Consider the following 20,162-nt stretch of genomic DNA (forward strand, 5'->3'; position numbering starts at 1 on the left):
CCCCCTCGCGGCTGGCGTCACTTCAGCCGGAAGTCGAAGTGCTTGCGCACGTTCTCCTCGATCTTCCAGGTGCCCTTGAAGGTCGGCTCCACCACGAAGGCATCGCCCGCCTTCACCGTGACCGGCGTGCCGCCGTCCGGGGTGATGGTGATCCGGCCCTCGATCAGCACCACATATTCATAGGCGGTATAGGTGGCGTGGTAGCTGCCCACGGTGCATTCCCAGATGCCCGAGGCCATGTCGCCCGCGGCCGAGGTGTGCAGCACCCAAGTCTTCATCTTCGGGCTGCCCTCGGTGACGACCCAGCCGTCGAGGTCGGCGGTGGAGGGCTCGAGGCCGGCGGTCGGCGGCAGCTTGATCACGGTCTGCATCGGTCTGTCCTTGTCCTTGGAGTTGCGGGCCGCAGTCTCGGCCGCGGGGCAGGGCCCGTCGCCGCCGTCCGCGACCTCCGGCTGGGCCGGCAGCGACATGGGGAGGGGGAAACTGGCGCGCGTCATCTGGCGAAGGCGCGTGCCTTCGCCACAGCGCAACGCTTCCCCTTGTCCCGGCCGGGACCATAAGTCCCGGCCAGCGCCCGCCCCGCCCTCGGCGGGCGCTTCTCGCCCGCCGGGTCGGGCGCTGGCCTCTCGGGGTTCAGGACTGCCACCGTCTCCGGGTGAACCGTCGCGCACGGGCGGGGGCGAGGCAGTGCCTCGCCTGTTCCCGCCCGGCCATATCGGTGAGCGTCGTGCACAGGAGGCTAGCCGCCACTACGCGCCCCCCTCAGAACCCCAGCCGGATCGCGTTCTCCTTCAACTCCGCCACCAGCCGCCGGCCCTGCGCCCGCAGTTCCTCGGGCACCAGGGCGAAATGCACCTGGCCGGCGCCGATCTCGGCGGGGGCATGGCGTTCGGTCAGCACCTCCCACAGCGCCGGGTCGATCTTCAGCCGCGGCGCCTCGGCCTGCATCACCCAGCCGCCTTCGCCCTTCTCGATCCGCACCCGGCCGCCATAGGCCATCGCCGTCTCCAGGCATTGCAGCAAGAGGAAGGCCAGCTTCACCTCGCGCCGCGGCAGGTCGGCCTCGCTGACCCATTCCACCTGCAGCCGTCCGCCCCGGGTCATGTCGGCGATGATCCCGGCCACCTCGCCCCTTGCGATCCTCTGGCCGCCGCCCGCCGCGCCATAGGCCACCCGGAAGAAGCGGATGCGGGCATTGGCGCTGGCCACGCTTTCGGCGATCAGCGCCAGTTCCGGCGTCTTCGCCGCGCCGTCCATCATCAGCAACTCCACCCCGTTGCCGATGGCGCCGATCGGGCTGATAAGGTCATGGCAGATCCGCGAACCGATGAGGGCGGCGAGATCGGGCTTGTCTTGCATGTCTTGGGGCCTCGTGCCGAAGGGGGTAGGGTGAATTCGCTGCTGGAGCCGGGCATGATGGTGCGCCACCCCGAGCGGCCGGACTTGGGCCTGGGGCAGGTGCAGTCGGTCATCGGCGCGCGCGCCACGGTGAACTTCGAACATGCCGGAAAGGTAGTGATCGACCTGCGCCATGCGACCCTTCTGCCCGACTTCCAGAGCTGACACGCATAGTGGGTAAAGCTGTTGCGAATGCAACCGTGGATGGTGGAGCGGATGCAACACCCGCTGCCGCTTCGGTTGCATTGCATGGGGGGCGCGGCTAAGTCAGACTGGAACAAGGGACCCGCCGCGGACGGACCGGCAGGCAAAGGCGGGCAGACGGGATGCGGGCGGAAGACACACCCTATACCTTGCGGCTGGCAAGCGACGCCTGCGACCTGCGCGCCGCGCAGCGCCTGCGATACCGCGTCTTCGTGCAGGAGCTGGGGGCGGATGGCCCGATGGTCGACCACGCCGCCGGCATCGAGGCCGATGCCTTCGACGCGCTGACCGACCACCTGATCCTGATCGACAACCGGGTGGACCCGGCCTCGGGCGACCATGTCGTCGGCGCCTACCGGCTGCTGCCCGGCGACCGGCTGGGGCCGGAGGGACGGTTCTATTCCGAGACCGAATACGACCTGACGCCGCTGCGCCGCTCGGGCCGGCGCCTGCTGGAACTGGGCCGCTCCTGCGTCGATGCCAATCACCGCGGCGGCACCTCGATGTTCCATCTCTGGAACGGGCTGGCCGAATACGTGCTGGACCGCGGCATCGAGGTGCTGTTCGGCGTCGCCTCCTTCCACGGCACCGATGTCGAGGCGCTGGCCGAGCCGCTGTCCTGGCTGGGCCACCACCATCTTGCGCCGCCCGACATGCGGGTCCGCGCCCTGCCGCCCGGGCGGGCCGAGATGATCCGCATCCCCGCCGACAGGCTGGACCGCGGCAGCGCGATGGCGGCGATGCCGGCGCTGATCAAGGCCTACCTCCGGCTGGGCGGCTTCGTCGGCGACGGCGCCTGGATCGACCATGAGTTCAACACCACCGATGTCTGCCTGGTGATGGACACCGGCCGGATGTCGGCCCGCCACCGCGACTTCTACATCCGCAAGCAGGGCCAGGCGTGAGCTGGCAGGACGCCCCGCTGCCGCAGGTCCGCGCCGGCCCCTTCGGCTGGCTGCGGGTGCTCTGGCGCGGCGCGGCGATGTCGGTGGTGACCTATGGCTGCCTTATCCTGCTGCTGCTGGCCCGGCTGGTGGAACGTCCGCTCTGCGGCCCCGCCCGGCCGGTAACGCCGCATATCACCCAGTTCGTCTGCCGCGCCAATTGCGCCATCCTCGGGCTGGCCCGGGTGGTCCATGGCCGGCCGATGGCGCAGAAGGGGGCGGTGGTGGCCAACCATTCCTCCTGGCTGGACATCTTCACCCTGAACGCCTGCGACCGGGTGTATTTCGTGGCGAAGGCCGAGGTCTCGGGCTGGCCCGGCATCGGCTGGCTGGCCCGCGCCACCGGCACCGTCTTCATCCGCCGCCGGGGGGTGGAGGCGAAGGTGCAGCAGGACATCTTCGAGGCGCGGCTGCGGCAGGGCCACCGCCTGCTGTTCTTCCCCGAGGGCACCAGCACCGACGCGATCCGGGTGCTGCCGTTCAAGTCCTCGCTGTTCCAGGCTTTCTTCACCCATGGCCTCGACCGGGTGCTGTTCATCCAGCCGGTGACGGTGGTCTACCACGCGCCCGAGGGCGAGGACCCGCGCTTCTACGGCTGGTGGGGCGAGATGGATTTCGCCGGCCACCTGTGGAAGATGCTGGCCGCGCCCCGCCACGGCCGGGTCGAGATCACCTTCCACCCCGAGGTGCCGGTGGACGGGTTCGAGGACCGCAAGGCCCTGGCCGCGCATTGCGAGCGGGTGATCCGCACCAGCCACCCGCTGGCGGTGGAGTGATCCGGCCGGAGGAGCCCCTTGCGGCCTTCCCCGGCCTCCCCTATCCCTTGCCGCACATTCAGGGGGGAACAGCATGATCCCGGTCACCGGCTACAGGGGCGCGAAGGTCGCCGTGCTCGGCCTCGGCCGCTCGGGCCTCGCCACCGCGGCGGCGCTGCGGGCCGGGGGGGCGGAGCCGCTGCTCTGGGACGACAGCCCCGAGGCGCGGGCGAAGGCGGAAGCCGAGGGCCATGTGCTGACCGACCTGACCCGCAACGCCGCCTTCGAGGGCGTCGCGGCGCTGATCGCCAGCCCCGGCATCCCGCATCTCTATCCCGCGCCGCATCCGGTGATCGCCCGCGCGCTGGAGGCGGGGGTGCCGGTGGACAACGACATCGGCCTCTTTTTCCAGAGCTGGGCCACCGCCGGCTGGGAGTCCTTCGACACCGCCCCGCGCGCCGTCGCCGTCACCGGCTCGAACGGCAAGTCCACCACCACGGCGCTGATCCACCACATCCTGCAGGTGGCCGGCCGCCCGACCCAGATGGCCGGCAACATCGGCAAGGGCGTCCTTTCCATCGACCCGGCCCAGGACGGCGAGGTGGTGGTGCTGGAGCTGTCCAGCTACCAGACCGAGCTGGCGCGGGCGCTGACCCCCGACGTGGCGGTCTTCACCAACCTCTCGCCCGACCACCTCGACCGCCACGACGGCCCCGGCGGCTATTTCGCCGCCAAGCGCCGGCTCTTCGCCGAGGGCGGGCCGGACCGCGCGGTGATCGGCGTGGACGAGGTGGAGGGGCGGTTCCTGGCGAACCAGCTGGGGCAGGGGCCGGGCGACGACCGGGTGATCCGCATCTCCTCGGGGCAGAAGCTGGAGGGTTTCGGCTGGTCGGTCTTCGCCCGCAAGGGGTTCCTGGCGGAATGGCGCAAGGGCCGGCAGCTGGCCTCGATCGACCTGCGCGGGGTCAGGGGCCTGCCCGGCGCCCACAACCACCAGAACGCCTGCGCCGCCTATGCCGCCGCCCGCGCCCTCGGCCTGGCGCCGAAGCTGATCGAGGGGGCGCTGCACAGCTTCGCCGGCCTCCCCCACCGCAGCCAGCTGGTGGCCGAGAAGGACGGGGTGCGCTTCGTCAACGACAGCAAGGCCACCAATGTCGACAGTGCCGCCAAGGCCCTGCAGGCCTTCCCGAAGATCCGCTGGATCGCCGGCGGCATGGGCAAGGAGGGCGGCATCGCCGCCTTGCACCCCTTCCTCGGCTCGGTGGTGAAGGCCTATCTGATCGGCCATTCCGCCCGCGACTTCGCCCTGCAGATCGGCGCCACCCCGCACGAGATCTGCGAGACGATGGACCGCGCCGTCGCCCGCGCGGCGGCAGAGGCGCAGCCGGGCGAGGTGGTGCTGCTGGCCCCGGCGGCGGCGAGCTTCGATCAATACCCGAACTTCGAGAAACGCGGCGAGGATTTCACCGCGAGGGTGAAGGCCCTGGCCGGGTAATATATTGCGCGGCTTCGCCGCAAGCCTTTCGTCTCGCCTCTGCGCGCAAGCGCGCAACCGGCTCGGGCGTGCCTCCGGCGGGGATATTTGTCTCCAGAAAGAGGAGAGGGTCTTCTCCTCTTTCTGGACGATAAATATCCTCAGGGGGTTTGGGGGCAGAATGCCCCCAAGGGCGAGGGAGGGGGACTTCGGTGAAAGAAAGCTGGATCGATACGCCCTTGGGGCCGATGCTGGCGGTGGCCGGGGAGGCGGCGCTGCATTTCCTCGACTGGGACGAGGGCCGGCGGTTGGCGATGGGGCGGAAGCGGCTGGCCGCATGGGGAGAGATCGCGGCCGGAGAGACGGCGGTGCATCGCGCGCTGCGCCGCCGGCTGGCGGCCTATTTCGCCGGGACCAGCGCCGCCTTCGACCTGCCGCTTTCGCAGCCCGGCCCGGCCTTCCGGCAATCGGTCTGGCAGGCGCTGCGGACCATTCCCGCCGGCCGGACCGAGACCTATGCCGGCCTCGCCCGCCGCCTCGGCCGGCCCGAGGCGGCGCGGGCGGTCGGCGCCGCCAACGGGGCCAACCTGATCTCGATCCTCGTCCCCTGCCACCGGCTGACCGGCAGCGGCGGCAGCCTGACCGGCTACGGCGGCGGGCTGCACCGCAAGGACTGGCTCCTGCGGCACGAGGCGGAAGCCTTCGGCCAGCATTCGCCCTAGCCAGACGGCCCGATTGCCGCTAGACTTCCGCCCCAGAGCCCGGGGGGAACATCCGGGCCAGAGGCAGTAAAATCGAGGCGGCATCCCCATGACTGAGATGGTCTATGGCTCCAGTCCTGTTCCGGTCACGGAGCCGGTGCTTCCGCGCTGGTGGCGCACTATCGACAAATGGACGCTGTCGTCGATCTTCATGCTGTTCGGCATCGGCCTCTTGCTCGGCCTCGCCGCCTCGGTGCCGCTGGCCAGCCGGAACGGGCTGGAACCCTTCTACTACGTCCAGAAACAGGCGCTGTTCGGCGGCATGGGGCTCGCCACCATGATCGCCGTCTCGATGATGTCGCCCGAGACCGTCCGCCGCCTCGGCGTGATCGGCTTCCTCTTCGCCATGGTGCTGATCGTGGCGCTGCCCTTCGTAGGCGAGGACCACGGCAAGGGCGCCATCCGCTGGCTGTCGATCGGCGGCTTCTCGCTGCAACCCTCCGAGTTCCTGAAGCCCGCCTTCGTCGTCGTCACCGCCTGGCTGATGGCCGCCAGCCAGCAGGTCGGCGGGCCTCCGGGCAAGCTCCTGTCCTTCGGCATCCTCTGCACCGTGGTCGGTTTCCTCGCCATGCAGCCGGACTTCGGCCAGTCGGCGCTGATCCTTTTCGCCTGGGGGGTGATCTATTTCGTCGCCGGGGCGCCGATGGTGCTGATCCTTTTCATCGCCGGGCTGGTCGCCGGCGGCGGCGTCCTCGCCTATGGCGCATCGGAACACTTCGCCCGCCGGATCGACGGTTTCCTCGCCCCCGACGTCGATCCGCGCACCCAGCTCGGCTATGCCACCAACGCCATCCAGGAGGGCGGCTTCTTCGGCGTCGGCGTCGGCGAGGGGCAGGTGAAATGGTCGCTGCCCGATGCCCATACCGATTTCATCATCGCGGTGGCGGCCGAGGAATACGGGCTGATCCTCGTCCTCCTCATCCTCGCGCTGTTCGGCGTCATCGTCGTCCGCTCGCTGATCCGGCTGATGGCGGAGCGCGATCCCTTCACCCGGCTGGCCGGCGCCGGCCTTGCCTGCGTCTTCGGGGTGCAGGCGATGATCAACATGGGCGTGGCGGTGCGGCTGCTGCCGGCCAAGGGCATGACCTTGCCCTTCATCTCCTACGGCGGGTCCTCGCTGATCGCCGCCGGCATCACCGTGGGCGCCCTGCTGGCGATGACCCGGACCCGGCCGCGCGATCGCATGTCCGACGTGTTCCGGCGGAGCGGGCGGTAGATGGCGGCAAAGCTTCTCCTCATCGCGGCGGGCGGCACCGGCGGGCACATGTTCCCGGCGCAGGCGCTGGCCGAGTCGATGCTGGCCCGCGGCTGGAGGGTGAAGCTGTCCACCGACGAGCGCGGCGCGCGCTATGCCGGCGGCTTCCCCGAGGCGGTGAGGATCGAGAAGACCGCCTCCGCCACCTTCGCCCGCGGCGGGGTCGCGGCGAAGCTGGCGGTGCCGTTCCGCATCGCCGGCGGGGTGCTGAAGGCGATCTGGTCGCAAGTCGCCGACCGCCCGGCGGTGGTGGTGGGTTTCGGCGGCTACCCGTCGATCCCGGCGCTGACCGCCGCCTGGGTGCTGCGGCGGCCGCGGATGATCCATGAGCAGAACGGCGTCCTCGGCCGGGTGAACCAGATCTTCGCGCCGCGCGTCGACCGGGTGGCCTGCGGCACCTGGCCCGCCGCCCTTCCGCAGGGGGTGGAGGGCGCGCCGACCGGCAACCCGGTCCGCGCCGCCGTGCTGGAACGCGCCGCGGCACCCTATATTCCGCCGGGCGACTATCCGATGTCGATGGTGGTGATCGGCGGCTCGCAGGGCGCCCGCATCCTGTCCGATGTGGTCCCCGCCGCCGTGGCGCAGTTGCCCGAGCCCTTGCTCGCGAACCTCCGCATCGCCCATCAGGCCCGCGACGAGGATGCCGCCCGCGCCGCCGCCGCCTACGAGGCCGCGGGCGTCCGCGTCGAGATCGCCCCCTTCTTCCCCGACATTCCCCGCAGGCTCTCCGAGGCGCAACTGGTGATCTCCCGCTCCGGCGCCTCCTCGGTCGCCGACATCTCCGTCATCGGCCGCCCGTCGATCCTGATCCCCTATGCCGCCGCTACCGGCGACCACCAGGCAGCCAACGCCCGCGGGCTGGCCGAGGCGCAGGCCGCGGTGGTGATCCCGGAAAAGCTGCTTGACGCCGCCACGCTGGCAGGCCACATCGCCGCGATCCTCGGCAATCCCGACGCCGCCGAGACCATGGCGCGCAACGCCCTTTCCGAGGGCAAGCCCGACGCCACCGCCCGCCTCGTCGCCCTCGTTGAAGAGTTGGCAGGAGACCCGACATGAACGCCGCCACCAAACTGCCGCTGGAGCTGGGGCCCATCCATTTCGTCGGCATCGGCGGCATCGGCATGTCGGGCATCGCCGAGGTGCTGATCACCTTGGGCTACCGGGTGCAGGGGTCGGATGCCAAGGCGTCGAAGATCACCGACCGGCTGGTGCGCTTAGGGGCGCAGTTCTTCGAGGGTCAAAGGGCCGAGAACATCGGCGAGGCGGCCGTGGTCGTCATCTCCTCGGCGATCAAGAAGGGCAACCCGGAGCTGGAGGAAGCCCGCCGCCGCAAGCTGCCGGTGGTGCGCCGCGCCGAGATGCTGGCGGAGCTGATGCGGCTGCGGTCGAACATCGCCGTGGCCGGCACCCATGGCAAGACCACCACCACCACCATGGTGGCGACGCTCTTGGACAAGGGCGGCTTCGACCCGACGGTGATCAACGGCGGCGTGATCCATGCCTATGGATCGAACGCCCGGGCCGGGGCAGGGGAGTGGATGGTGGTCGAGGCCGATGAATCGGACGGCAGCTTCAACCGCCTGCCCGCCACCATCGCCATCGTGACCAACATCGACCCCGAGCACATGGAGCACTGGGGCAATATCGACGCCTTGCGCAAGGGCTTCTACGATTTCGTCTCCAACATCCCCTTCTACGGTCTCGCGGTCTGCTGCACCGACCACCCCGAGGTGCAGGCCCTGGTCGGCCGCGTCACCGACCGCCGGGTCGTCACCTTCGGCTTCAACGCCCAGGCCGATGTGCGGGCGGTGAACCTGACCTTCGACGGCGCCACCTCGCGCTTCGACATCCTTCTCCAGAATGAGGGCGAGGACTCGAAGATCGAGGGCTGCACCCTGCCGATGCCGGGCAACCACAACGTCTCCAACGCGCTGTCCGCCGTCGCCGTCGCCCGCCACCTGGGCATGAAGAAGGAGGAGATCCGCGAGGCCCTGGCCGGCTTCGCCGGGGTCAACCGCCGCTTCACCAAGGTGGCCGAGGTCAACGGCACCACCATCATCGACGATTACGGCCACCACCCGGTGGAAATCGCCGCGGTGCTGAAGGCTGCCCGGCAGGCGATCTCCAACACCCCCGGCGCGCGGGTGATCGCGGTCCACCAGCCGCACCGCTTCAGCCGGCTGTCGAACCTGTTCGACGACTTCTGCACCTGCTTCAACGAGGCCGATGTCGTCGCCATCGCCGATGTCTACGCCGCCGGCGAGGAGCCGATTCCCGGCGCCACCCGCGACGATCTTGTGGCGGGCCTGATCGCCCACGGCCACCGCCACGCCCGCGCCTGCCTGGACGAGGCCGACCTCGCGCGGCTCTTCCGCGAACAGGCCCGCCCGGGCGACATCTTCGTCTGCCTCGGCGCCGGCACCATCAGCGCCTGGGCCAATGCGCTGCCGGGCAAGCTGATCGGCCGGGCCGCCTGAGCGGATGGAGCTGATCGGCATTCTCCTTGGCCTGCTGGTCGCGGGCGCGTTTTGCGGCTGGGTCACCCATGCGGCCTGGGTCCGGGGGCGGAAGCTGCCGGCCATAGCGCTGCCGGTGGCGATCGCCGCCGCGGCGGGCTGGTTCTGGCATCTCGCCACGATCGCCACCGGCTCCTATCTGGCCGGACTGGGCGAGATGCTGGTCGCGCTGGCGCTGGTCTTCGGGCCGGGCGCGGGGGCGCTGCTCGGCATCCTGACCGCGCTGGACCGGCGCGTCGGGCTGGTGCTGTCGGGCCTCTACGCGGCCAGCCTTTCCGCCTTCTGCCTGGCGGAACTGTAGCCATGGCGACCGGCCCGATCCTTCGCCCGAAGGCCCCCGGCGAAAGGGGCGCGCGATGATGCTGGCCATGGGTGCCGCCTGCCTCTGGCTGATCGCCGCCAACCTGATCGCCATGCTGCCCTCGCGCGACCAGCACTGGCGCGCGGCCTACGGGCTGATCGCCGTGGGCATCCCGGTGCTCGGCTGGCTGACCTGGGTCGCCGGGCCGTTCCTGGGCATGGCCTTCCTCGCCGCCGGGGCGAGCCTCTTGCGCTGGCCGCTGGTGCATCTGTGGCGGCGGATCAGGAGCAATACGTAGGACACCTGCACTGGCGAAGGCCATCGCCTTCGCCACAGCGCACCGCTTCCCCTTGTCAGGCCGGGCCCTCAAGGCCCGGCCAGCGCCCGCCCGCCCCTCGGCGGGCGCTTCTCGCCCGCCCGGTCGGGCGCTGGCCTCTCGTGGTCTCGTGCCGTCACCGTCTTCGGTTGATCCGCCACGCACGGGCGGGGGCGAGGCAGTGCCTCGCCTGTTCCCGCCCGGCCCTTCCGCTGACCATTGCCAGAGTCTGGCTGCCCGGCTACCAACCGGGCATGACCATGCTCCCCACCCCCCGCGGCACCCTGACCCCGAACCGGCCGCTCTCCGACCTGACCTGGCTGCGCGTCGGCGGGCCGGCTGACTGGCTGTTCCAGCCGGCGGACGAGGACGATCTGGCGGCGTTCCTTGCCGCGCTCGACCCCGCCATTCCGGTCTTTCCGATGGGCGTCGGCTCCAACCTGATCGTGCGCGACGGCGGCATCCGGGCGGTGGTGATCCGGCTGGGCCGCGGCTTCAACGGCATCGCGGTGGCGGGCGGGACCGTCACCGCCGGCGCCGCCGCGCTGGACGCCCATGTCGCCCGCAAGGCGGCTGAGGCCGGGCGCGACCTGACCTTCCTGCGCACCATCCCCGGCTCCATCGGCGGGGCGGTGCGGATGAACGCCGGCTGCTACGGCCATTACGTCGCCGATTTTCTCCACGAGGTCCGCATCGTCACCCGGCAGGGCACCGTCGAGACCCTGCCCGCGCAGGCGCTGGCCTTGCGCTACCGCCAGTCCGACCTGCCGGAGGGCGCGGTGGTGGTCTCGGCCAGCTTCCGCGCGCCCGAAGGCGACCCCGCCGAACTGGCGGCGCGGATGGAGGAGCAGCTGGCCAAGCGCGACGCCAGCCAGCCGACCAGGGACCGCTCCGCCGGCTCCACCTTCCGCAACCCGCTCGGCCGCAGCAGCACCGGCCGGGCCGACGACACCCACGAGCTGAAGGCCTGGAAGGTGATCGACGAGGCCGGGATGCGCGGCGCCAGAAGGGGCGGGGCGCAGATGTCGCCGATGCATTCCAACTTCCTGATCAACGCCGATGGGGCGAGCGCCGCCGATCTGGAGGATCTGGGCGAGGAGGTGAGAAAAAAGGTTTTCCAAAACAGTGGGATCACGTTAGAGTGGGAAATCATGCGCGTCGGAGAACGCGCTGACAAATAAAGGGGCAAAAGCCCCGTGAGGCAGTAAATGGCGGCGGGATCGGGCAGATTTCCCCGCGTGGCGGTTCTGAAAGGCGGCATGTCCGCGGAGCGTGAGGTATCCCTCTCCTCCGGGCTGGAATGCGCAAAGGCCCTGCGCGAGGCTGGATATACGGAGGTGGTCGAGGTCGATGCCGGCCGCGACCTCGTCTCACGGCTTGTTGAACTGAAACCCGACGTCGTCTTCAACGCGCTGCACGGCCGCTGGGGCGAGGATGGCTGCGTGCAGGGCATCCTGGAATGGCTGGGCATCCCCTACACCCATTCCGGCGTGCTGGCCTCGGCGCTGGCCATGGACAAGAGCCGGGCCAAGGAAGCCTATCGCGCCGCCGGCCTGCCGGTGGTGGAGGGCGTGATCGCCGCGCGGGAAGTGGTGGAGCAGGGCCACGTCCTGCCGCCGCCCTATGTGGTGAAGCCGAACAACGAGGGCTCCTCGGTCGGGGTCTACATCGTCCGCCCCGGCTCGAACGCGCCGCGGCTGGCCGAGACCATGCCGGCCGAGGTGCTGGTCGAGACCTATGCCCCGGGGCGCGAGCTTTCCATCGCCGTGATGGGCGACCGGGCGCTGGCGGTGACCGACATCATCACCGACGGCTGGTATGATTACGATGCGAAATACAAGCCGGGGGGCAGCCGGCATCAACTGCCCGCGAACATGCCCGAGGAGGTGACGGCGGCCTGCCTCGACTATGCGCTGCGCGCGCACCGGGCGCTCGGCTGCCGGGGGCTTTCGCGCACCGACATGCGGTGGGACGACAGCCGCGGCGTCGCCGGGATCGTGCTTCTGGAGACCAACACCCAGCCCGGGATGACGCCGACCTCGCTGGCGCCGGAACAGGCGGCGCACCACGGCATCTCCTTCGCGCACCTCTGCGACTGGCTGGTGAGGGACGCCTCATGCAACCGCTGACCGCCCCCCGACGGTCCGGCCACGAGCCGGTCTTGCGCCGCGACCCGGCGCCCAGCCGGTGGGCCTACCGGATGCAGCGGGTGATGCTGACGCCCTACCTGCGGGCGCTGCTGCGCGTCGGCCTGCCGACCTTCGCCCTGCTGGCGGTGACCGGGCTCTACCTCGCCGACGAGGGCCGCCGCGCCGGGGTGGTCGGTATCTTCACCGACATCCGCGAGAAATTCGAGAACCGCCCGGAATTCCGCGTCTCGCTGGCCTCGATCGAGGGCTGCTCGGACGACCTGGCCGAAGCCGTCCGCGCCCGGCTGGACCTGAACCTGCCGCAATCCAGCTTCGACCTGGACCTGGAAGCCGCCCGCGCCCGCGTCGAGGGGCTGGACGCGGTGAAATCGGCGGAACTGCGGGTGCGCTCGGGCGGGGTGCTTCAGGTGCTGGTCACGGAACGCACCCCGGTCGCGGTCTGGCGCACCGAGGACGGGCTGACGCTGATCGACGACACCGGCCACCGTGTCGCCGGCCTGCACGCCCGCACCGACCGGCCCGACCTGCCGCTGCTGGCGGGCGAGGGCGCCGACCTCGCCGCCGCCGAGGCGCTGGAGCTGATCGCCGCCGCCGGGCCGCTGGTGCCGCGCATCCGCGGCCTCGTCCGCATGGGCGACCGCCGCTGGGACATCGTGCTGGACCGCGACCAGCGCATCCTCCTGCCGGCCGAGGACCCGGTCCGCGCGCTGGAGCGCCTGCTGGCGCTGGACCACGCGCAGGAGATCCTCGCCCGTGACCTGCTTGCCATAGACCTGCGCAACGATGCGCGCCCGACCCTTCGCCTGACCCCCTTCGCCATGAACGCCCTGCGCCGCACGCAGGGCCTCGACCCCATGGAGACCGAGCTGTGACCGACCTCTACCAATCGCAACGCGCCATGCGGAACATGCGCCGGGCCGCCATGCAGCGCGGCGTCATCGCCATCCTGGACGTGGGCTCGTCCAAGATCGCCTGCCTGATCCTGCGCTTCGACGGCGACAGCCGCCTGAACGAGGCCGACGGCGTCGGCCCGATGGCCGGCCAGTCGCAGTTCCGCATCATCGGCGCGGCCACCACCCGAAGCCGCGGCGTCCGCTTCGGCGAGATCGCGGTGATGAACGAGACCGAGCGCGCGATCCGCACCGCGGTGCAGGCGGCGCAGAAGATGGCGAATGTCCGGGTCGACCATGTCATCGCCTGCTTCTCGGGGGCGGAGCCGCGCAGCTATGGCCTGGCCGGCGAATGGGACCTGGCCGACCGGGTGGTGACCGAACAGGACGTGGCCCGGGTGCTGGCCGCTTGCGACGTGCCCGACCTCGGCCCGGGGCGCGAGGTGCTGCACGCCCAGCCGGTCAACTTCGCGCTGGACCACCGCACCGGCCTTGGCGATCCGCGCGGCCAGATCGGCAACAAGCTGGCCTGCGACATGCACCTGCTGTCGGTCGAGGGCGCGTCAATCCAGAACCTGCTTTACTGCATCAAGCGCTGCGACCTGGAACTGGCCGGCATCGCCTCCTCGGCCTATGTCTCCGGCATCTCCTCGCTGGTCGAGGACGAACAGGAACTCGGCGCCGCCTGCATCGACATGGGCGGCGGCACCACCGGGATTTCCGTCTTCATGAAGAAGCACATGATCTATGCCGATGCGGTGCGCATGGGCGGCGATCACGTCACCTCCGACATCTCCAAGGGCCTGCAGATTCCCTTCTCCACCGCCGAGCGGATCAAGACCCGCCACGGCGGGCTGCACGCCACCGGCATGGACGACCGCGAGATGATCGAGATCGGCGGCGACTCCGGCGACTGGGAGAAGGACCGGCGTCAGATCAGCCGCACCGAGCTGATCGGCATCATGCGCCCGCGGGTCGAGGAAATCCTGGAGGAAACCCGCGCCGTGCTGGACGCGGCGGGCTTCGACCACCTGCCCAGCCAGCAGATCGTGCTGACCGGCGGGGCGAGCCAGATTCCGGGGCTGGACGGGCTGGCCAGCCGCATCCTCGGCCAGCGGGTGCGCCTCGGCCGCCCGCTGCGGGTGCAGGGCCTGCCCCATGCGGCCACCGGCCCGGCCTTCAGCTCGGGCGTGGGCCTTTGCCTCTTCGCGGCGCATCCGCAGGACGAATGGTGGGATTTCGAGATTCCCGCCGAACGCTATCCCGCCCGTTCTCTGAAAAGGGCCCTGAAATGGTTCAAGGACAACTGGTAACCCCTACATCCTGCGGCAGGCGCGAAATCCCGCCTATCGAGGCCCGTGTTCCCCCATATTTTGTGGGGAATGCGTGTTTTTTTCGTGACGTTCAGGCCCGGACTGGCTAGAGTCGCGGGCAATTGGCGCATTCCGGGGCAGGGACAGGCCCCCGGAATGGTGGATGCGGCATAAGAAACGGACAGGCGGACCCAATGGCACTCAATCTGACGATGACCAACCAGCGCGAAGAGCTGAAGCCGCGCATCACCGTCTTCGGCGTGGGCGGCGCGGGCGGCAACGCCGTCAACAACATGATCGACCAGCAGCTTGAGGGCGTGGAGTTCGTGGTGGCGAACACTGACGCGCAGGCGCTGCAGCAGTCGAAGGCCAGCGCGCGCATCCAGATGGGCGTCAAGGTGACCGAGGGCCTGGGGGCAGGGGCCCGCCCGACCGTCGGCGCCGCCGCCGCCGAGGAGACCATCGAGGAGATCGTCGACCACCTGGCCGGGGCGCATATGTGCTTCATCACCGCCGGCATGGGCGGCGGCACCGGCACCGGCGCCGCGCCCATCATCGCGCAGGCCGCGCGCGAGCTGGGGGTGCTGACCGTCGGCGTGGTGACCAAGCCCTTCCAGTTCGAGGGCGGCAAGCGGATGCGCCAGGCCGAGGAGGGCGTCGAAGCCCTCCAGAAGGTCGTGGACACGCTGATCATCATCCCGAACCAGAACCTGTTCCGGCTGGCCAACGAGAAGACCACCTTCACCGAAGCCTTCGCCATGGCCGACGACGTGCTCTACCAGGGCGTCAAGGGCGTGACCGACCTGATGGTGCGGCCGGGCCTGATCAACCTCGACTTCGCCGATGTCCGCGCGGTGATGGACGAGATGGGCAAGGCGATGATGGGCACCGGCGAATCCGACGGCGACAACCGCGCCGTGGAAGCCGCCGAGAAGGCCATCGCCAACCCGCTGCTGGACGAGATCAGCCTGAACGGCGCCAAGGGAGTGCTGATCAACATCACCGGCGGCTACGACCTGACCCTGTTCGAGTTGGACGAGGCCGCCAACATCATCCGCGAGAAGGTGGACCCCGAGGCCAACATCATCGTCGGCTCCACGCTGGACACCACGATGGAAGGCCGCATCCGGGTATCCGTGGTGGCGACCGGCATCGACGCCTCGGCCCAGCTGAAGCCCGAGGTGCCGGTGGCCCGCCGCTCGATGGCCTCGCCGCTGACGCTGAACACCGCGCCGGAACCGCGCCGCGAGCCGGCTCCGGTGGCCGCCGCCCCGGCGCCGCGCCCGGCTTATGTGCCGCCGCCCGCCGCCGTGGCCCCCGCGCCGCAGCCGGAGCCGGTGATGCAGGCCGAGGAGCCCGACCTGTTCGAGGCCCCTGCCTTCCAGCCGCAGCCCGAGCCGGAAGAGGTGCTGGAGCACGACCTGCCGCCGCCGGTCTACCGGCCGCAGCCCGCCGCGCAGGCCCCCGCCGCCATGGCCCGGCCGACGCCGCAGGCGATCGAGGCCGATGCCGGCGATTTCGTCGCCCCGCGTCCGCGCGGCCTCGCCGGCCAGCCCTCGCCCGAGGCCCTGGCCCGGCTGCAGGCGGCGGTGTCGAAGAACCCGGCGATGACCGCGCAGCGCCCGGCGGCGCAACGTGCCGCGGCCCCGCAGCCGGCCTCGCCGCAGCCTTCCGCCGCGGGCGCCAAGCCCCGCTTCGGCATCGGCTCGCTGATCAACCGCATGGCCGGCCATCTGGAATCCGCGGGCGACCGCGTCCAGCCGCAGGCCGGCCGGGTGCAGCCGCCGGTCGCCGCCTACGACGAAGAGCCCGACCCGTCCGGGGACGACAACCGGATCGAGATTCCGGCCTTCCTGCGCCGTCAGGCGAACTGAAGAAGCCGTCGCAAGACATGCCGAAAGGGCCCGGGAAACCGGGCCTTTTTCTTTACGGATCAAGGAATTGCAATTGTGACGCCTGCTGTCACAAACCGTTGCAAAAGGTGAGTTGAGCATTCCGCCCCGGTTGATTACCTAACCCTTAACCTGATCGGGGGGCCTGCGGGTCTTTTCCGGTCGGAGAGGCAACAGAGGTCTGGAAACGTGCAGAACACGTTGAAATCCGCGGTCAGCTTCACCGGCGTGGGTCTTCACACCGGAAAGCCCGTGCGCATGACCCTGCGCCCGGCTTCGGCCGATTACGGCATCTGGTTCCGCCGCAGCGATGTGGACGGCGACGAGTCGGGCCGCGACCCGATGGTGCGGGCGATCTGGTCCGCCGTCACCCCCTCGCGGCTGTGCACCGTGGTCGAGAATGCCGACGGCGTCTCGGTCTCCACCATCGAGCATCTGATGGCCGCCCTGGCCGGCAGCGCCATCCACAACGCGCTGATCGAGATCGACGGCCCCGAGGTCCCGATCCTCGACGGTTCGGCCGAGCCCTTCGTCGCCGCCTTCATCGCCCGGGGTCTGGTGCAGCAGGATGCCCCCGTCCGCGCCATCCGGGTGCTGAAGCCGGTCGAGGTGCGCGAGGGCGAGGCGGTTGCGCGGCTGGAGCCGTCGGACATGCTGGAGATCGACTTCCGCATCGACTTCGCCGAGGGCGCCATCGGCCGGCAGGAGCGCCGGCTGAACATGTCCAACGGCGCCTTCGTGCGCGAGCTGTCGGACAGCCGCACCTTCTGCCGCCAGTCGGACGTGGATGCGATGCGGGCGAACGGGCTGGCGCTCGGCGGCACGCTGGACAATGCGGTGGTCTTCGACGGCGACCGCGTGGTCAGCCCCGGCGGCCTGCGCCACCGCGACGAACCCGTGCGGCACAAGATGCTGGACGCGCTCGGCGACCTGGCGCTGGCGGGCGGGCCGATCCTCGGCCGCTACACCGGCATCCGCGCCGGCCATGCGATGACCAACCGGCTGCTGCGGGCGCTGTTCGCCGACCCGACGGCCTTCCGGCTGGTGTCGGTCGGCGACAACGTCGGCGGCAAGCTGCCCGGCGTCGGCGTCCACCGCGGCGACCTGCCGTCGCGCCGCCGCGTCGCGGCCTGATTCCCCTTTCTCCCGAAGCCTCCTCGTCGGTCTTCGACCGCTCGTCGGACCATCGCGACGGGCGGTCGAAGACCGATGAGGAGCGGAGGTTTTCCCCACCTGCCACGGAAGCCCGTCCTGCGACAAAGGCGTTTTGCGCAGCCGGATTTTCTGTGCTAGGACGGGGCCAAACACGGCGCCGATGACGGTCGGCGGCGGGGCGTTCCCCCGCGGCGGCCGGGCAGCCGGACAAGGAAGACAGGTTTGGAATTGCGCAAGACGGCAGGCGGGCAAACGGGCGAAGGGCGCGGCGGGCGGACGATTGCCCCTTCCCTTGCGCTGGTTCTGCTGCTTTCGGCCTGCGGCGGCGGCGGCAACAAGGACGTGCCGCTGGAGAACTACACCGCCGAGGAAATCTATCGCCAGGGCGAGCTGGCGCTGGAATCGGGCCGCAAGCCCGACGAGGCGCTGCGCTACTTCCAGGAGGTGGAGCGGCTTTATCCCTACACCCAGTTCGCCAAGCGCGCCCTGATCATGCAGACCTTCGCGCTGCACAAGTCGAAGAAATACGAAGAGGCGCGGATGGCCGCGCAGCGCTATCTCGACCTCTACCCGGGCGACGAGGATGCGGCCTATGCGCAATACCTCATGGCGCTCAGCTACTACGACCAGATCGAGGATGTCGGCCGCGACCAGGGCCTGACCTTCCAGGCGCTGAAATCGCTGCGCGACGTGATCGAGAAATACCCCGACAGCGAATATGCCCAGTCGGCGATCCTGAAATTCGACCTGGCCTTCGACCATCTGGCGGCCAAGGAGATGGAGATCGGCCGCTACTACCTGAAGCGCAAGCATTATACCGCGGCGATCAACCGCTTCCGCACCGTGGTGCAGGACTTCCAGACCACCACCCACACCGCCGAGGCGCTGATGCGGCTGGTGGAATGCTACCTCGCGCTCGGCTTCGAGGCCGAGGCGCAGACGGCGGCGGCGATCCTGGGCTACAATTACCAGTCCTCGCCCTTCTACGACGATGCCTTCCGGCTGCTGAAGGGCAAGGGCCTTCAGCCCGAGGCCAAGGGCGACAACTGGCTGTCGGCGATCTACCGCCAGATGATCCGCGGCGAATGGTTGTAAGGGGGATGGGCAGCCTGCCCGTCCGGCGCTCCGATGCTGCTTTCGCTTGAGATCCGCGACCTGCTGATCATCGACCGGCTGGCGCTGGAGTTGGGGCCGGGCCTCAACGTGCTGACCGGCGAGACCGGGGCGGGCAAGTCGATCCTGCTGGATTCGCTGGGCTTCGTGCTGGGATGGCGGGGAAGGGCCGACATCGTGCGCCAGGGCGCCGAGAAGGGCGAGGTGACGGCGGTTTTCGCGCTGACGCCGGGGCATCCGGCCCGCTCCGTGCTGGAGGAGGCCGGGATCGCGGCGGAGGAGGAGCTGATCCTGCGCCGCGTCACCACCGCCGACGGACGCAAGACCGCCTTCGTCAACGACCGAAGGGTGGGGGGCGAGGTGCTGCGCGACCTCTCCGACCTGCTGGTGGAGTTGCACGGCCAGCACGACGACCACGGCTTGCTGAACCCGCGCGGCCATCGGCAGCTGCTGGATGCCTTCGCCGGGCTGGACCTTGCGCCGGTCCGCGCCGCCTGGGCCGCGCAGCGCGCCGCCCGCGATGCGCTTTTCGCCGCCGAGGCGGCGATCGCCCGGGCGAAGACGGAAGAAGATTTCCTGCGCCATGCGGTGGCCGAGCTGGACAAGCTGGCCCCGAAGCCGGGCGAGGAGGGCGAGTTGGACGCGAGGCGCCGGCTGATGCAGGGCGCCGCCCGCATCCGCGAGGACATCGCCCGCGCCGCCGCCGCGCTGTCGGAGGAGGGCGCCGAGGGCCGGATGCGCGACGCCGCCCGCTGGCTGGAGGGCGCCGCCGACCGGGCGGAGGGGCGGCTGGACGAGCCCTTGGCGGCGCTGTCGCGGGCGGTCATCGAACTGGCCGAGGCGCAAGCCGGGGTGGAGGCGGCGCTGGAGGCGCTGGACTTCAACCCGCACGATCTGGAGGCGGCGGAGGAACGGCTCTTCGCCATCCGCGCGCTGGCCCGCAAGCATTCCGTCGCCGCCGACGATCTGGCCGGGCTGGCCGAGGACCTGCGGACGCGGCTCATGGCGCTGGACGCCGGCGAGGCCGGGCTAGCGAAGCTGTCCCGCGCGGTGGCCGAGGCCGAGGCCGGCTACGCCGCCGCCGCCCGCGCCTTGCGCGACAGCCGGCAGAAGGCGGCGCGGCGGCTGGACCAGGCGATGGCGAAGGAACTGGCGCCGCTGAAGATGGAACGCGCCGCCTTCGTCACCGAACTCGCCGAGGGCGAGCCGGGGCCGGAGGGGATGGATGCCGTCACCTTCACCGTCGCCACCAACCCCGGCGCGCCGGCGGGCCCGCTGAACCGCATCGCCTCGGGCGGGGAACTGTCGCGCTTCCTGCTGGCGCTGAAGGTCTGCCTGACCGGGCAGGCCAGCGGCCTGACGCTGATCTTCGACGAGATCGACCGCGGGGTAGGGGGGGCGACCGCCGATGCGGTCGGCCGCCGGCTGAAGGCGCTGGCGACCGGCGCGCAGGTGCTGGTCGTCACCCATTCGCCGCAGGTCGCCGCCCTGGGCGCGCATCACTGGCGGGTCGAGAAGCGGGTGGCGAAGGGGCAGACGCTGACCACGGTGGTGTCCCTGGGCGAGGAGGAGCGGGTCGAGGAACTGGCGCGGATGCTGGCCGGCGACACCGTGACCGAGGCGGCCCGGGCCGCCGCAAGGGCGCTGCTGGCGGCGTGAGGCGGCGGGGTGAACCCCGCCCTACATCCACCCTGCCGGCGGGGCGAGTGAGTCCGCCCGTAGGAG

General features: G+C 70.5%; 20 protein-coding genes. 18 read left to right on the forward strand and 2 right to left on the reverse strand.

What is annotated here, in order from left to right; all coding sequences use genetic code 11:
* Nucleotides 1–17: 17 nt before the first annotated feature.
* Together G5B31_RS17835 and G5B31_RS17840 are read right to left on the reverse strand one after the other, a co-directional pair.
* The gene (locus G5B31_RS17835) at nt 18–371 is read right to left on the reverse strand and encodes a cupin domain-containing protein (RefSeq protein ID WP_165019571.1); all 354 of its coding nucleotides are present in this window, start codon (nt 369–371) and stop codon (nt 18–20) included.
* Between the two features lie 391 nt (nt 372–762).
* Nucleotides 763–1,359, reverse strand: coding sequence for a histidine phosphotransferase family protein (locus tag G5B31_RS17840; protein ID WP_165019572.1), 597 nt, complete (start codon nt 1,357–1,359; stop codon nt 763–765).
* 30 nt (nt 1,360–1,389) lie between these two features.
* Here G5B31_RS17840 and G5B31_RS21265 point away from each other — a divergent pair, with 30 nt between their 5' ends.
* The 18 genes from G5B31_RS21265 to recN all read left to right on the forward strand — a co-directional run bounded on the left by G5B31_RS21265 (nt 1,390) and on the right by recN (nt 20,096).
* A complete protein-coding gene (locus G5B31_RS21265) occupies nt 1,390–1,563 on the forward strand; it encodes a DUF3553 domain-containing protein (protein ID WP_346763932.1) in 174 nt (57 codons plus the stop codon).
* A 161-nt stretch (nt 1,564–1,724) separates the two neighbouring features.
* Nucleotides 1,725–2,507, forward strand: coding sequence for a GNAT family N-acetyltransferase (locus tag G5B31_RS17850; protein WP_165019574.1), 783 nt, complete (start codon nt 1,725–1,727; stop codon nt 2,505–2,507).
* Nucleotides 2,504–3,322 (forward strand): lysophospholipid acyltransferase family protein, encoded by an 819-nt coding sequence (locus G5B31_RS17855; protein ID WP_346763933.1) that lies wholly within the window; start codon nt 2,504–2,506, stop codon nt 3,320–3,322. Before G5B31_RS17850 ends, G5B31_RS17855 begins: the two co-directional genes overlap by 4 nt.
* 73 nt (nt 3,323–3,395) lie before the next feature.
* On the forward strand, nt 3,396–4,796 hold the full coding sequence (gene murD, locus G5B31_RS17860; RefSeq protein WP_165019575.1) for a UDP-N-acetylmuramoyl-L-alanine--D-glutamate ligase: 1,401 nt from the start codon (nt 3,396–3,398) through the stop codon (nt 4,794–4,796).
* A 191-nt stretch (nt 4,797–4,987) separates the two neighbouring features.
* On the forward strand, nt 4,988–5,497 hold the full coding sequence (locus G5B31_RS17865; protein ID WP_165019576.1) for a methylated-DNA--[protein]-cysteine S-methyltransferase: 510 nt from the start codon (nt 4,988–4,990) through the stop codon (nt 5,495–5,497).
* An 88-nt stretch (nt 5,498–5,585) separates the two neighbouring features.
* On the forward strand, nt 5,586–6,752 hold the full coding sequence (ftsW, locus tag G5B31_RS17870) for a putative lipid II flippase FtsW (protein ID WP_165019577.1): 1,167 nt from the start codon (nt 5,586–5,588) through the stop codon (nt 6,750–6,752).
* Nucleotides 6,753–7,847 carry a UDP-N-acetylglucosamine--N-acetylmuramyl-(pentapeptide) pyrophosphoryl-undecaprenol N-acetylglucosamine transferase gene (locus G5B31_RS17875; protein ID WP_165019578.1) on the forward strand — a complete coding sequence of 365 codons (1,095 nt, stop codon included), beginning with the start codon at nt 6,753–6,755 and terminating at the stop codon, nt 7,845–7,847.
* A complete protein-coding gene (murC, locus tag G5B31_RS17880; RefSeq protein WP_165019579.1) occupies nt 7,844–9,268 on the forward strand; it encodes a UDP-N-acetylmuramate--L-alanine ligase in 1,425 nt (474 codons plus the stop codon). Before G5B31_RS17875 ends, murC begins: the two co-directional genes overlap by 4 nt.
* A gap of 4 nt (nt 9,269–9,272) precedes the next feature.
* Nucleotides 9,273–9,608 (forward strand): hypothetical protein, encoded by a 336-nt coding sequence (locus tag G5B31_RS17885; protein WP_165019580.1) that lies wholly within the window; start codon nt 9,273–9,275, stop codon nt 9,606–9,608.
* 55 nt (nt 9,609–9,663) lie between these two features.
* On the forward strand, nt 9,664–9,906 hold the full coding sequence (locus G5B31_RS17890) for a DUF2484 family protein (protein WP_165019581.1): 243 nt from the start codon (nt 9,664–9,666) through the stop codon (nt 9,904–9,906).
* A gap of 278 nt (nt 9,907–10,184) precedes the next feature.
* Nucleotides 10,185–11,105: a UDP-N-acetylmuramate dehydrogenase gene (gene murB / locus G5B31_RS17895; protein WP_165019650.1), complete on the forward strand. Its 921-nt coding sequence runs from the start codon at nt 10,185–10,187 to the stop codon at nt 11,103–11,105.
* Nucleotides 11,106–11,132: 27 nt separating this feature from the next.
* Nucleotides 11,133–12,053, forward strand: a complete 921-nt coding sequence (locus G5B31_RS17900; RefSeq protein WP_205912006.1) for a D-alanine--D-alanine ligase — start codon at nt 11,133–11,135, stop codon at nt 12,051–12,053.
* A complete protein-coding gene (locus G5B31_RS17905; RefSeq protein WP_165019583.1) occupies nt 12,041–12,946 on the forward strand; it encodes a cell division protein FtsQ/DivIB in 906 nt (301 codons plus the stop codon). The genes G5B31_RS17900 and G5B31_RS17905 overlap by 13 nt, the downstream gene beginning before the upstream one ends.
* Nucleotides 12,943–14,277: a cell division protein FtsA gene (gene ftsA / locus G5B31_RS17910; protein WP_165019584.1), complete on the forward strand. Its 1,335-nt coding sequence runs from the start codon at nt 12,943–12,945 to the stop codon at nt 14,275–14,277. Before G5B31_RS17905 ends, ftsA begins: the two co-directional genes overlap by 4 nt.
* Before the next feature lie 194 nt (nt 14,278–14,471).
* Nucleotides 14,472–16,151 carry a cell division protein FtsZ gene (ftsZ, locus tag G5B31_RS17915; protein WP_165019585.1) on the forward strand — a complete coding sequence of 560 codons (1,680 nt, stop codon included), beginning with the start codon at nt 14,472–14,474 and terminating at the stop codon, nt 16,149–16,151.
* A gap of 207 nt (nt 16,152–16,358) precedes the next feature.
* Nucleotides 16,359–17,303, forward strand: coding sequence for a UDP-3-O-acyl-N-acetylglucosamine deacetylase (lpxC, locus tag G5B31_RS17920; RefSeq protein WP_165019586.1), 945 nt, complete (start codon nt 16,359–16,361; stop codon nt 17,301–17,303).
* 300 nt (nt 17,304–17,603) lie between these two features.
* Nucleotides 17,604–18,419, forward strand: a complete 816-nt coding sequence (locus G5B31_RS17925) for an outer membrane protein assembly factor BamD (RefSeq protein WP_165019651.1) — start codon at nt 17,604–17,606, stop codon at nt 18,417–18,419.
* 33 nt (nt 18,420–18,452) lie between these two features.
* Nucleotides 18,453–20,096, forward strand: a complete 1,644-nt coding sequence (recN, locus tag G5B31_RS17930; protein WP_165019587.1) for a DNA repair protein RecN — start codon at nt 18,453–18,455, stop codon at nt 20,094–20,096.
* The last annotated feature ends 66 nt before the right edge of the window (nt 20,097–20,162 follow it).

This window comes from Rhodobacter sp. SGA-6-6 (assembly GCF_011043545.1).
Taxonomy (GTDB): domain Bacteria; phylum Pseudomonadota; class Alphaproteobacteria; order Rhodobacterales; family Rhodobacteraceae; genus Pseudogemmobacter.